The organism is Macrococcus animalis, from assembly GCF_047425875.1.
Classification (GTDB): domain Bacteria; phylum Bacillota; class Bacilli; order Staphylococcales; family Staphylococcaceae; genus Macrococcoides; species Macrococcoides animalis.
Genome location: NZ_CP179727.1, coordinates 1,707,881 through 1,721,647 on the forward strand (window position 1 = coordinate 1,707,881; position 13,767 = coordinate 1,721,647).

Sequence of the window (13,767 nt, forward strand, 5' to 3'; positions counted from 1 at the left end):
AAAGGGTGAAATGTGACAATCATTTCAATTTCTAATAAAATGAAGAGTGAAAGGTGGCGCACATATGTATAAATTATCGATTTTAGCAACAACGGATACTCATAGTCATATTAGTTTGTATGACTATTTTTTAGAAAGTGAAATGAAAATCAATGGTTTAATACTAGCAGGTAGTATGATTGAGTCGCTCAAAGCTGATAATGAGCAACAAGGTATTGCAACTGTTGTTGTGGATAATGGTGATATATTACAAGGTAATATCATGGCCGATTACGCCGTAGAAGTAATTCCAGACATACACCCATCAATTAATATGATGAATGAAATAGGTTATGATGCAGGAACGCTTGGGAATCACGAATTTAATTATGGTTTAGAATATTTGGATGAAGCATATAAGCAAGCAATATTTCCATTAGTGAATTGTAATGTAAAGTATATCAATGGTGATTTTGTTGTTTCGCCATTCCATACGGTGGAAAAGACATTCAATGATGGAACAACAGTGAAGATTGGGATTACAGGTGTTGTGCCAGAACAAATTATGATGTGGGATGAAGAACATTTAACGGATCGCGTCATCGTTGAAGATATGTACGATGCACTCTTTCAATATAGTAACCAATTGAAAGCACAAGGCTGTGACATTGTCATTGCCTTAATGCATACAGGATTAGATCAAGAACAACTTGTAGAAATGCGAGGTATTGAGAATCAAGTTTACCGTTTAGCACAAATTGAAGCGGTTGATGCCTTTGTTTTTGGTCATACCCATCAACAATTCCCTGGCCCTGATTATGAAGGTATTGCTGAAGTGGATGCTGAAATTGGAAAGGTCTTTCATGCATATGGGGTTCAACCGATGTGCTTTGCCAGTCATTTAGGACGTATTGATTTAGAACTCGAGAAGTCAGATGATGGATTTAAAGTTATAAACGGAAAAAGCAGTGTTATTGAATTAAAATCAAGTGACGTGGAAATTAATACGCATTTAGTTGATGTGAATCAGAGTGCGCACGATGGGGTTCTTGAGTACGTGAAACGCCCAATCGGTGAAACATCACGTCATCATGAAAGTTACTTTGCTCAAGTTGGAACAAGCACAGCTGTTGAAGTCATAGCAAAAGCTGGAAAATTTGCGCTAAATCAATTGATTGAAGGTAATCAGTTGAAATTGGCAAGCTCCAATATTATATCTACAAGTGCGCCAATTAAAGCAGGTAGAGACGGTGTGAATGATTATATTGATATCGAAAGCGGAGAATTAACGTTAAAAGATGCACTAAACATATATCGCTTTCCAAATAAAATATCAGCTGTAAATATTTCCGGTCGAGTGTTACGAGAATGGGTAGAATGGAGTGTTTCTTGCTATAACAAGATAGGTAGCGCATACATAGTTAAAGATAACAAATCAACTGCGCCAGGATTCCCAAGTTACAACATGGATATCTTCTATGAATTAAACTATTGTATAGACTTATCTCAAGAAGCAAGGTACAGTAATGTAGGTGAGAAAATAAATGACACGTATCGTATTAACGATTTAACCTATTTAAATAAACCTGTAACCGATGAACAACAGTTTACTGTATTAACGACAGATTATCGTACAAACTTTTGTCCAATATTAAATGATACGTCAGTTACAAAAATACAATTAGATGATATTGAAATAAGGCAAATCATTATTGAATATATAAAGTCGAACGGTATGGACTTTGAGCCGACGAGACCATTTACGTTCTTACAGAATGGCATATTTAAATTTAAATCAAGCCCAAAAGGTGCTAAGTACTTACAGCCGGGCATTACAGCAACAAATGAGTACGATGAGGACTATTTAATATACGAAATGAATACATCATTAATGCGAGGATAGGACAAATCTCTGCATCACCCTCAAAATATTTGTATATTATCAATATTTTGAAATAAACTATTAGGAGAAAATATGAAACAAATTAACTTTAACAAGAATGACGAATTACAAGGGACAGTAGTAGATTTAACACACGAAGGAGCAGGTGTCGTTAAGATTGATGATTATCCATTTTTCGTTGAAGGCGCTTTACCAGGTGAAGACGTTACAATCAAAGTAATGAAAGTCGGTAAAAATTTTGGATTTGCTCGTCTAGTATCAATTCAAACACAAAGCCCAGACCGTGTGGCAGAGAAAGATATCGTTGGACGCCAAATTGGTACGATGACATTACAACATCTATCATATGAAGCACAACTTAAATTCAAACAGCATTTAGTTGAAAGTGCGTTTGAACGTTTAGGGAAATTTAAAAATATTAAAGTTGCTGAAACAATTGGCATGGAAGTACCTTACGAATATCGTAATAAAGCGCAAATTCCAGTAAGATCAGTGAACGGTATGCTTGAAACAGGATTCTTCAGAAAGAACAGTCATCAACTAGTGCCTGTTGAGAATTTCTATATTCAACATAAAGCGATTGATGAAGCAATTGTGAAAGTAAGAGATATTTTACGTAAATATGATGTTGTACCTTATAACGAGCGTAATCATAATGGAGAAGTACGACATATCGTTGTGAAACTTGGACATTATACGGGTCAATTAATGATTATATTAGTGACAAATAAAAAGCGTCTACAAAATATCGAATCAATTACACATGATATTGTAAATACAATTGATAACGTTGAAAGTGTTGTATTAAACTTCAATAATCAAGAAGGCAATGTGATTCTAGGCCGTAACAATACAGTATTACACGGCACACCATACTACACGGACAAGATGTTAGGTTTAGACTTTAGAGTATCACCAAACTCATTCTTCCAAGTGAATACACCGCAAGCAGAAGAATTATATAAATTAGCATTAGAGGCGGCTGATTTGAACGGTACTGAAACAGTGTTGGATGCGTATTGTGGTATCGGTACAATCTCTTTAGCATTAGCGAAACAAGCGAAACAAGTTTACGCGATGGAAATCGTCCATGAATCAATTAAGATGGCGAAACAAAATGCGAAAATGAATGGCATTGAAAATGTACGTTTTGAAACGGGTGCAGCAGATGAAATCTTACCGAAGTGGAGCGAAGAAGGCGTTAAGTTTGATGTTGCTTTAGTCGATCCACCACGTAAAGGATTAGACGATGAGTTTATTCAAACGTTAATTGCGCAAAATCCTAAAAAGATTGTTTACGTGAGTTGTAACCCATCAACATGTGCCCGTGACTGTCGTAAATTTGCAGATGCAGGTTACAAGATTGAAACAGTAAAACCAGTCGATATGTTCCCTCAAACAGCACATACCGAGGTCGTAGTTAGACTTACGAAGTAATTGAATATACAATAAAAAGCCTTGGCAACAAGGCTTTTTATTTTTGGGATTTTATAGAACATTACTATAAATATTGCAATCCGATAATTAATGGGCTAAGTCGTAAATTTCCTTGATATCCTCAGGTAGACAATTAGGAATCATCGTATTTAATTTTTCTTCATTGCCATCTTGAATGGCTTGTTCATAATACCAACTTTTGAATTTAAGCATGGCAAGGTGCTTTTCGAGTTTCTTTATTTCATTTTCTAAACGAATTTTATTATCATCAAAAAGTTGCTTTCTTTGAGGATATGTAGAAGATCCATCTTCACACCACTGCATAAATTGCTTTATATCTTTAATTTCTAAGCCTGAATGCTTTAAACACTCAATTACATTTAATCCTTCAATTTCAACAGCACTAAATTTTCTGATACCATTCGATCTTTCGAGTGTAGGAAAAAGTCCTTCTTTATCATAATAACGTAGCGTAGATATCGGCAAATTATACATTTTTGATACTTGTCCTATTGTATACAACATAAATTCCTCCAAAACAGTTGACCTAAAGTTAGGTTTAGGTTTTAGAATGATTGTATCATAACAAAATTAGAAAGTTAATACTAGGAGGATTAATATGCAAAATACAAAATTAACATTAACGAACGAGTGGGATAAAGTATTTAAAAAGAGTGATTTAATCACGCATCGCAAAGTAACATTTACAAATCGTTATGGTATTGAACTTGCTGCAGATTTGTTTATGCCAAATCAATTTGAAGGGAAATTACCAGCGATTGCAGTATCTGGCCCATTTGGTGCTGTAAAAGAACAGTCAAGTGGTCTTTATGCGCAAATTATGGCAGAGAGAGGATATTTAACAATAGCGTTTGATCCATCATTTACCGGAGAAAGTGGTGGTCAGCCAAGATATATGGCGTCACCTGACATCAATACAGAAGATTTTCAAGCGGCAGTTGATTTCTTATCTATTCAAGAAAATGTAGATGCTGAAAGAATTGGAATCATTGGTATATGTGGTTTTGGAGGCATGGCACTCAATGCGGCTAGTATTGATACAAGAGTTAAAGCAACGTTAGTTTCTACTATGTATGATATGACAAGAGTCAATGCAAATGGATATTTTGATTCAGAGGATAGTGAAGAAGCAAGATATCAAAAGAAAGTGAGTCTTAATCAAGAAAGAACAGAGAACTTCCTTAATAAACAATATAGTCGAGCGGGTGGTGTGATTGACCCACTGCCTGAAGATGCACCTGATTTTGTAAAAGACTATCATGCGTATTATAAAACTGATCGAGGATATCATGAAAGATCATTAAATTCAAATGAGGGTTGGAATATTATTGGCACAATGTCATTTATGAATCAACCTATTCTTAAATACAGTAATGAAATACGTAGTGCAGTGTTAATTGTCCACGGAGATAATGCACACAGTTATTATTTCGGTAAGGATGCTTATCACAATATGATGGATGGAAATAAGTTCACGGATAATAAGGCATTATTAACAATAGACGGTGCTAGTCATGTCGATTTATATGATAATTTAAATGTAATTCCATTTGATAAAATCCAAAAGTTTTTTGATAATTATTTAATATAGTAAATGTGTATTAAAAATGTGATTGTATTTGTATTTGTTTTCGGTCTAGTTTCTATAATATCTTCATGCAATTTAAACAGTTCTCAAAGTGAACAAGAAAATAAAAATAACGAATCTCAAAAGATTTCACATAAATTATTAAAAACAGAAAATAAATTAGTAGGTGCTAATCAAATGAAATTATTTATCGGTGAAGAAGAAGTTGATGTAAATTGGGAAAAGAATGCCACAATACATGATATATATGCGGATGTACAAAAGAATGATTTAGTAATACCGATGTCTAAATACGGTGGATTTGAACAAGTCGGGGAATTAGGCAAAAGTTATATAGTAGATGACAAGCAAATGACAACTCAAATAGGTGATATTGTTCTTTATAATGGAGATAATATTGTTATGTTTTATGGAGAAAATTCATGGCGTTATACTAAACTTGGAGAAATTAATCTTCCCCAAAAAGAGATCATTGATAAGTTATCTAAATCGAATTTAAAGATAAGGTTAACTTGTGAGTGGAAAAATTGAAAAAGATAACTGCTATAAGATGGATAAACATACCTCTAAAGTTGAATATTAAAAATTAACTTTAGGGGTTTTTCTAATTGATAATCAAAGTGAATATTTAAAAATTTTATAGGACATTTGTACAAGTAATGTAAATTGATTTTTATTCAATCAGGCTTTATGATGTAGCTACTAAATAATATGTGACTCATAAAGGAGAACTTATGACGAAGAAAAATCAAATGTTGTTAGGTTTAGGATTTACAGGTACGTTTGGTGCGAACGGCAAAGCTTGGATGAGTGAAGAAGTTAATGTTAGTACGTATCCAGATATTGATGCAGATATTCGTTATGCACAAATGGCTGAGAAGGGTAGATTCCAATTTATATTTATTGGTGATTTTCCTGGTGCAGTACCTAATGATAATCGTGAAGTGCCAGGTATGACGTTAGAACCGATTATTACATCGACTGCAATTTTAAGAGAAACAAAGCATATTGGTATCGCGAACACAGTTCATACACAATGGAATAATCCTTATACTGTTGCACGACAGTTTAAAGGGTTAGATTTAATGAGTGGTGGACGTATTGCGTGGAATGCTGTAACGGGTTCTAGCCCTCAAGTAGCTGAAAATTTTGGTGTTACTTTAATGGACAGACAAGCGCGTTACGAAAGTCATTATGAATTCGTTGAAATGGTACAACATTTCTGGGGGACTTGGGGGAAAGACGCGTTAAAAGCAGACAAAGAAAAAGGAATCTTTGCTGATTATAATCAAGTTAAAAAAGTATATTTAAATGGGAAATATCATCAAGCGAATGGTGCATTACCGATGCCACCATCTCCTCAAGGTCAACCTGTAATCTTCCATTCTGGTGGTTCTCCAGCAAGTATTGCATTTGCAGGTCGTTATGCTAATGCAATGATTGGTGAAGTATGGACGATTGAACAAGGGATTGAAACACGTAATGCGCTACGTCAATCAGCAATAGATGCAGGTAGAAATCCTGATGAGATTAAATTTATTGCTGGATTAATGCCGGTTGTAGCAGATAATAAACGAGAAGCGCTTGATCGTCATGCAAAATTTATGGATGAAAGCTTAGTTTATCAACGAGTACAACACATTAGTATGGTGTTAGGTATTCGATTATCACCAGCAGATTTAGAAAAACCAATTGCTCCACAACTTTTAGATAGAGTAGAGATTGATGCATACTCAGATCCTCGGGTTGAAATTGTATTGAAAGTTGCAAGAGAAGGTTGGACGTTACGCGATATTATTTATCATTCAGTTATTGACTTTCATCCCGTAACTTTAGGAGATGCGAAAGAGACTGCAGATCACTTAACAGATTGGTTTGAAGCGGGGGCTGCAGACGGATTCTGGTTAATACCAGATATTTTCGAAACAGATTTAGAACGCTTCGTTGAGGAAGTTGTGCCTATTTTACAAGAACGTGGTGTGTATCATGAAGATTATGAGGGCACTACTTTGAGAGAGCACTTAGGAGTGCCTGTTCAATATGGTGTAGATGAAAGATTGAAATAATATAATTTTTGGAGCACAGATCTTATAGAGGTCTGTGTTTTTTTATAGGAAATACGCCCACTCTATCTTTAGTAAGATATCAGTTCATTATCTTCTCTCTCACTTTTCATATATAATAAAGATAACTGTAAAAAGAAGAAGTGATGAGATGGAAAGAAGAATTATACACATTGATATGGATGCTTTTTTTGCTCAAGTTGAGCAGCGAGATAATCCAGAACTGAAAGGTAAACCTGTCATCGTCGGTGGCAAGAGTCGGAACCGTGGTGTCGTTGCAACATGTAGTTACGAGGCACGTAAATTTGGTGTGCATAGTGCCATGCCAACTGCACGTGCACATCAATTGTGTCCAGATGGTTATTACGTGAGCCCACGGTTTGAAGTATACCGTGAAGTATCGAATCAAATTATGTCGATTTTTAAAAGCTATACTGATATTGTTCAACCTGTTTCTTTAGACGAAGCGTATTTAGATATCACACATCTGGTACGTAAAGATTTAGGTGCCAGTCAAATTGCGGCTTTTATTAAACGTGATATTATGATAGCGACCAACCTAACATGCTCAGCTGGCGTGTCTTATAATAAATTTTTAGCGAAAATTGCTTCTGGGATGAATAAGCCTAATGGTTTAACGGTCATTCATTATGGTAATGTTCAATCAATTTTAGATGATTTGCCAATTGGTGAATTCCCTGGTGTCGGTAAAGTAACTGAAGAAAAAATGATGCGTTTAAAACTCACGAATGGTAAAGATTTAAGAGATAAAACCGAGCTTGAATTAATTGAGTTATTCGGTAAAAAGGGCAGTAGTTTATACGAAAAAGCACGTGGCATCGGTTCTGACATAATAAATATGGACCGAGTAAGAAAATCTATCGGTAAAGAATCAACGTTTTCTCATGATGTACAAGATGAAACATTTATTCTTCAAACGATGCGCACGCATGCTGATAAAGTGGCCCAAAAACTCCAAGATTTAAATCAAGTAAGTGACACGATTACTGTTAAAATAAAAACAAGTGATTTCGAATCGCATACAAAGCAGACAAAATTATTAGACTTTACGGATCAAGCGGATACCATTTATAATACAGCTGTGTTATTATATACAGACCTAAAAGGGAAATTTGACAATATACGTTTAGTTGGGGTCTCAGTAGGGAATTTAAAATATAAAGTGTATGAAAATCTAACGATATATGATTTTCTTTAGAAATGAGGAAGTATTATGAAGTTTAAATTTGCAATCATTGGTATAACTGCACTTCTCATTATGATGTATATTATGGAAACAGTAGAACATGGATTTAAAGTGTTACCTCTTATCGGTATTATTTTAGTTGCAGGATTCTTATTCTGGATTGATCATAAATTAGAACGACCAGTCAACCGCCACACAATAAAGAAGAGAATTAAAGATAATACGACTACCAAAAGGTAGTCGTATTTTTTATGTTTATTCTATAGATGCGTAAAATGCAATCAATTGCTGTAGTTTGTCATCATTTATAATGATAATCTCATCTCCCAGTGCAATCTTATTACGCACAATACCTTCTTTTTTAGAAGGTTGATCTGTTTTTTGCCTTCCTCTAATAAAAATATCAATTGACTCTAAGTCATCAGTAAAAATCCCTCCGTGATCAACAATATATTGAACGATGTTCTTTCTCGTTTTATGCAATGTACCCGTTATCGCAATACGTTTATTATAGAATGGGTGACTTTTATCAATGACGTCTGATGACGGCGTTATGTTTCCGAGTTGTTGTTGATAGCGTGACATACTTTGTTTCTTGGTCGTATTATTAATGCCTTTAATATATTTCTTGCGGCGTTTAGTTTTTAAATAATCTTCTAAACTTTCATAATGCTTTAATAATCTGACGGTAATCATCGCACATGCTTTCGCATCATTTAAAGCGTGATGATGGCCATGGAAATCTAATTTGTAATACGCCATCATATTTTTAAGACTGTAGCTATGATTTTGTATCGTATCACGTGACATAATGACTGAACAAAAGTAGGAAAGTGTTGGCATATCAAAGTGATATCGTCTAATCGAAGCGTTTAGAACTTTCATATCAAACTGAGCAAAATGTGCAACGATTGGTAAATCCCCTATAAAATCTAGCATATAGGGATAGACTGTTTCAAAAGTCGGTACATCCTGAATGTCATCAGGATGAATACCGTGAACTTGAATATTTGAATCACTAAAATATGTTTCTGGATTAACTAATGTATAGAAAGTTTCTGTCATCATATTATCGATAACTTTAACCATACCAACGCTACAGATTGAAGCTGGAGTCCCATTTGCTGTTTCAAAATCGAGTGCTATAAAAGAATTCATGTAATGCTCCTCTTTACTAAATGTATGAGAAAAATAATTATATTAAAAAAATTAGGGAATAAAAATATTAAGTATGTCTGAATATTACAACAAATTTCAAACGGAATGCAATATAAAGACAATGTTCACGATAAAAATAGGAGGAAGTCATGAAGAAGATTTTAAAAATTAGTAGTGCATTTATCGGGGTAATTGTAGGAGCTGGATTCGCATCGGGTCAAGAAATCTTACAATATTTTACGAGTTTTGGTACGTTAGGGATATTCGGAGCAATTGTTTCGACGTTGCTATTTGGGTATTTTGGGATGATTTTAGTGTGGGCTGGTAGTAAAACGAATGCGGATGACCATAAGATTGTCATCAAAAAAATCACAGATTATCCTGGTATCGGTCGTGTACTATCATGGATTATCGATATTGTGTTAATCCTTACTTTATTTAGTTTTGGAGTTGTTATGCTTGCCGGTGCAGGTTCAAACTTAGAACAACAATTTGGTATACCTTTTGTTTATGGTACAGCACTGATGGCACTCATTGTCATCAGTGCAGGGATGTTAAAAATTGATTTTATTGTTAAAGTTATTGGATACATTACCCCATTTCTTGTCATAATGATATTAATCATTTCAATTTATTGCATCGTTTCTTTAGATACACCTTACAGCACATTAGATAAAGTTGCTACAAGTGTTGATTCACCATTTCCACATTGGATTATTGCTGGTATTAACTATGTTTCAATGAATATTGGATTAGGAGCTGCGATGGCAATTGTTATTGGTGGTGCTGAAATAAATAGAAAAGCAGCAGCAATTGGTGGTCTGGTAGGTGGATTAGTTTTAGGAGTGCTAATCATACTAAGTCACTTAGCAATTTTCTCTAAAATCGAAGTCGTTAAAGACTTACCACTACCTATGCTAGGTATAGTCAATGAGATTTCACCAACGCTTGGCATCGTTATGTCGATTATTATTTTTGCAATGATTTTCAATACTGCGCTGAGTATGTTCTATTCGTTTACAGCACGATTTACAATGGTTGGCACACGTAATTTCAAAATGTTTTATATTGTCTCAACACTTGCAGGCTTTGGTTTAAGTTTTGTTGGATTTACGAAACTGGTTAATAAGGTATATCCAATTCTTGGCAACTTAAACTATTTACTCATTCTTATCATATTACTCGCACCATTGAAATTACAAATGAATAAGAAAACTAGAAATTCATAAAAAAACAATCGTAATGAGTGCGCTCATTACGATTGTTTTTTACTTTTTCAAATGTTCGAAATCGATTTGGTGTAACGTGTCGCATCCACAGCTGTCATTTAAGTCACAACTATTACATTTACCAGCTCTAGACTTTTTGAAGAATCGATAGAGTGTATAAATTGCGTATCCGAAAATCAATGTAAATAACATTATATTAAATATAAGTGCCAAGCTGTTTCCTCCTATACAAATAATCTTCCGATTTGATATACAGCCATTGTTAGCAAGTAAGCCGTTGCGATAGGGTAAATCATTGCAATGAGCGTCCATTTCCATGATGCAGTTTCTTTTCTAATTGCGGCTACAGTCGATAGACACGGGATATATAGCAATATGAATAACATAAAGGCATACGCTGATAGCGGAGTAAATTGAGCGTGAATCATATTAACTAAGGCATCATCTTTTACAGAATAGATAATTGCCATTGCGCTTACTATAACTTCTTTCGCTAAAAATCCTGGGATAAGTGTTGCACCTGCTTGCCATGAACTAAATCCTAGTGGAATTAATAATGGTGCAATTGTACCTCCAATCATTGCTAAGAAGCTATTGTCTATATCCACACCAAATCCTGATGGACCTGCGTAATTTAATAACCAAATTAAGACTGAACCCCCAAAAATGAATGTACCTGCTTTCTTAACGAATCCTTTTCCTTTTTCCCATGTGCTTCGCCATAAGGTTTTCAGTGACGGCAATCGATATGGTGGTAATTCAATAATAAAGATAGACGTATCATTCTTTAATACTGTTTTAGAAAGAATAAAGCTCACGAGTAATGCAACAACAATGCCGATTAAATAGAGACTGAGCACAACCAGTGCTTGATTTTCTTTGAAGAATACTCCTGCAAATAATGCATAGACAGGCAAGCGCGCTGAACATGACATAAAGGGTGCGATTAGAATAGTCGTCAGTCGTTCTTTTTCTTCTTCGATGCTACGCGCCGCCATAATACCTGGTACATTACAACCGAATCCGATAATCATTGGAATAAATGACTTACCATTTAATCCGAACACTTCCATCACTCTGTCCATAATAACTGCTATACGTGCCATATACCCGGAGTCTTCGAGTAAAGAAATAAAGAAGAAAAGTACTAAAATTTGTGGCACGAAAACGAGTACGCCACCCACACCAGCGATAATACCATCAATCACTAAATCTTGTAAGAATGGTACAATACCTGCCTGATTCATTAAGGACTTTACTGTGTCTGTTAACGGTCCAGCAAAGAATGCATCAAGCTGATCAGAGAGTGGTGTCCCAATCCAAGTAAAAGTTGTTTGAAATATGAGCCACATCAAGAATAAGAAAATTGGAATGCCGACTATATTATGAGTTACTATCTTATCAAGGCGTTCTGTTAAAAATTGTTTGTTCTCATCCGGATACGTAATAACATCTTTTATCAGATTATCAATAAATGTTGTTCTAGCTTGATGGATGCGTGATTTCAAACTTGTAAGTAATTCTCCCTCTAATTCATCTCGAATAGGAGCAAGTTCTGTAAGTGTCGCATCAGGTAAATACTCATCGACTACAGGATTACCTAATAAATATTGAATCGCTAAGAAGCGATATCGTTTATGCTCAAGTGATAAATTATTTGGTAAATTTTTGATGACTGCTTCTATCGCATTTTCAATTTCGATATCATAAACAATTTTTAGTGGACGATTGGCTGATAAAGTGTCATTTAATGCATGTAATACGTCCGTTGATCCACGTCCAGTACGTGCAACAACAGGGATGATAGGTGTTTTAAGTTTTTTCATCAATAAATCGATATTGATGTTAATTCCACGTTTTGTGGCTACATCTATCATATTCAATCCAATCATCATCGGTGCACCGAACTCCATAAGTTGTATTGTAAGCAATAGATTTCGTTTTAGTTGTGCAGCATCGACAATGTTGATCATACCTTCGAAATGTTCATTCAATAAAAAATTTGTTACCACTGTCTCGTCTTTTGAAAGTGGTAACAAATCATATATCCCTGGTAAATCAATAAGTTGCCCTGTGCTATTTTTGAGTTGACCAATCTTCTTCTCAACAGTAACACCACTCCAATTACCAACGTACTCATAACTCCCTGTTAGTGCGTTAAAGAGTGAAGTTTTACCTACATTTGGATTTCCTAGTATACAGAATGCTTGATTACTCATGAATTTGTTCCAACATTATTTTACATGCATCGCAGTTTCTAATACATACTTGTTGGCCATTAATATCTAAAGTACAGGGACCTTTAAATAAGCTTTTTTGACGGACTTTTATTTCGCTTCCTTCAGTAAAACCCAATGCATATAAGCGATGCATAATCATATTATTATCAAACACCATTGATTTTATTTTGTATGCACGATTTAATGTTGCGTTTGCGACATGAATCATATGGACACCTACTTTATAATTGATATTGATTATCATTTAGGTAAAGTTTATCATTTCAATGTAATATTAACAAGTAGGGAATTACCTTATTTTTGACAAATTAAAAACACGATAAATATATTTATCGTGTTTAACTATACTGATTATTAATTATTCTTCTTCACTAAAAGTACGCGCACCTAATTCTTTTTCGTATAAGTACAATGCATTTGCATCGTCTTTAATACGTTGAATATAATCGATATGTTTCTTGAACATTGCTTCTTCTTCAACTTGTTCATCTAAGAACCAATTCAAGAATGAGATTGTAGAATATTCGTTATCCTTTCTGGCGATATCTGCTAAGTTATAGAAGTTTGCTGTCACTTGTTGTTCCTGGGCAAGACCAGATTCAAATGTGTCCAAAACATTTATGAAATCTGTTTTAGGTGCTGCAATCTCTATAAATTTCGCATGTTGATCACGATCGTTTAAATAGTTATATATCTTAGTACCATGAAAACGTTCTTCGGCTGCTTGTTGTTCATAAAAGTTAGCGAATCCGTCATAACTTTTTGATGCACAATAAGCTGCCATTGCCATATAAGCATGTGCTGCTGCAAATTCATCGTTCATTTGCTTGTTTAAAGCGGCTGTCAATTCAGTTGATAACATTGTGATTTCCTCCAATCTATAAGATAGTACAATTATAATATAATTATATTAATAAAGATAACAATCTCAATTGAATTAAT

General features: G+C 34.5%; 13 protein-coding genes and 1 pseudogene. 8 read left to right on the forward strand and 6 right to left on the reverse strand.

From position 1 onward, the window contains the following. Positions 1 to 64 precede the first annotated feature (64 nt). Both ACMGE9_RS08900 and rlmD read left to right on the forward strand, forming a co-directional pair. Positions 65 to 1,882 carry a 5'-nucleotidase C-terminal domain-containing protein gene (locus ACMGE9_RS08900; RefSeq protein WP_414042446.1) on the forward strand — a complete coding sequence of 606 codons (1,818 nt, stop codon included), beginning with the start codon at positions 65 to 67 and terminating at the stop codon, positions 1,880 to 1,882. Positions 1,883 to 1,954: 72 nt separating this feature from the next. After that, complete coding sequence (gene rlmD, locus ACMGE9_RS08905) at positions 1,955 to 3,319, forward strand: 23S rRNA (uracil(1939)-C(5))-methyltransferase RlmD (RefSeq protein ID WP_414042447.1); 1,365 nt, start codon at positions 1,955 to 1,957, stop codon at positions 3,317 to 3,319. 87 nt (positions 3,320 to 3,406) lie between these two features. On the opposite strand, the gene ACMGE9_RS08910 is transcribed toward rlmD, so the two are convergent. Beyond that, positions 3,407 to 3,844 (reverse strand): MerR family transcriptional regulator, encoded by a 438-nt coding sequence (locus ACMGE9_RS08910; protein ID WP_414042448.1) that lies wholly within the window; start codon positions 3,842 to 3,844, stop codon positions 3,407 to 3,409. Positions 3,845 to 3,938: 94 nt separating this feature from the next. Between ACMGE9_RS08910 and ACMGE9_RS08915 the strand changes: the two genes are divergently transcribed. The 5 genes from ACMGE9_RS08915 (at position 3,939) to ACMGE9_RS08935 (ending at position 8,438) form a co-directional block, all read left to right on the forward strand. Beyond that, the gene (locus tag ACMGE9_RS08915; RefSeq protein ID WP_414042449.1) at positions 3,939 to 4,931 is read left to right on the forward strand and encodes an alpha/beta hydrolase; all 993 of its coding nucleotides are present in this window, start codon (positions 3,939 to 3,941) and stop codon (positions 4,929 to 4,931) included. 18 nt (positions 4,932 to 4,949) lie between these two features. Beyond that, the gene (locus tag ACMGE9_RS08920; RefSeq protein ID WP_414042450.1) at positions 4,950 to 5,459 is read left to right on the forward strand and encodes a cyclophilin-like fold protein; all 510 of its coding nucleotides are present in this window, start codon (positions 4,950 to 4,952) and stop codon (positions 5,457 to 5,459) included. Between the two features lie 203 nt (positions 5,460 to 5,662). After that, entirely contained in the window at positions 5,663 to 6,994 is a 1,332-nt protein-coding gene (locus ACMGE9_RS08925) for an NtaA/DmoA family FMN-dependent monooxygenase (RefSeq protein ID WP_414042451.1), read from the forward strand. A 148-nt stretch (positions 6,995 to 7,142) separates the two neighbouring features. Beyond that, complete coding sequence (gene dinB, locus ACMGE9_RS08930) at positions 7,143 to 8,210, forward strand: DNA polymerase IV (protein ID WP_414042452.1); 1,068 nt, start codon at positions 7,143 to 7,145, stop codon at positions 8,208 to 8,210. A gap of 15 nt (positions 8,211 to 8,225) precedes the next feature. Next, positions 8,226 to 8,438 (forward strand): hypothetical protein, encoded by a 213-nt coding sequence (locus ACMGE9_RS08935; RefSeq protein WP_414042453.1) that lies wholly within the window; start codon positions 8,226 to 8,228, stop codon positions 8,436 to 8,438. 402 nt (positions 8,439 to 8,840) lie between these two features. Here the strand turns inward: ACMGE9_RS08935 and ACMGE9_RS08940 are convergent. Then, positions 8,841 to 9,356: pseudogene (locus ACMGE9_RS08940) on the reverse strand (3'-5' exonuclease); the annotation flags it as partial. 149 nt (positions 9,357 to 9,505) lie between these two features. Here ACMGE9_RS08940 and ACMGE9_RS08945 point away from each other — a divergent pair. Beyond that, entirely contained in the window at positions 9,506 to 10,585 is a 1,080-nt protein-coding gene (locus tag ACMGE9_RS08945; protein ID WP_414042454.1) for a hypothetical protein, read from the forward strand. Positions 10,586 to 10,624: 39 nt separating this feature from the next. Here the strand turns inward: ACMGE9_RS08945 and ACMGE9_RS08950 are convergent, their stop codons facing one another. The 4 genes from ACMGE9_RS08950 to ACMGE9_RS08965 all read right to left on the reverse strand — a co-directional run bounded on the left by ACMGE9_RS08950 (position 10,625) and on the right by ACMGE9_RS08965 (position 13,687). After that, positions 10,625 to 10,798: a FeoB-associated Cys-rich membrane protein gene (locus ACMGE9_RS08950; RefSeq protein WP_414042455.1), complete on the reverse strand. Its 174-nt coding sequence runs from the start codon at positions 10,796 to 10,798 to the stop codon at positions 10,625 to 10,627. Positions 10,799 to 10,809: 11 nt separating this feature from the next. Continuing rightward, positions 10,810 to 12,804, reverse strand: coding sequence for a ferrous iron transport protein B (gene feoB, locus ACMGE9_RS08955; RefSeq protein ID WP_414042456.1), 1,995 nt, complete (start codon positions 12,802 to 12,804; stop codon positions 10,810 to 10,812). Next, entirely contained in the window at positions 12,797 to 13,033 is a 237-nt protein-coding gene (locus ACMGE9_RS08960) for a FeoA family protein (protein ID WP_414042457.1), read from the reverse strand. The genes feoB and ACMGE9_RS08960 overlap by 8 nt, the downstream gene beginning before the upstream one ends. 150 nt (positions 13,034 to 13,183) lie before the next feature. After that, positions 13,184 to 13,687 (reverse strand): ferritin, encoded by a 504-nt coding sequence (locus tag ACMGE9_RS08965; RefSeq protein ID WP_414042458.1) that lies wholly within the window; start codon positions 13,685 to 13,687, stop codon positions 13,184 to 13,186. Positions 13,688 to 13,767 lie beyond the last annotated feature (80 nt).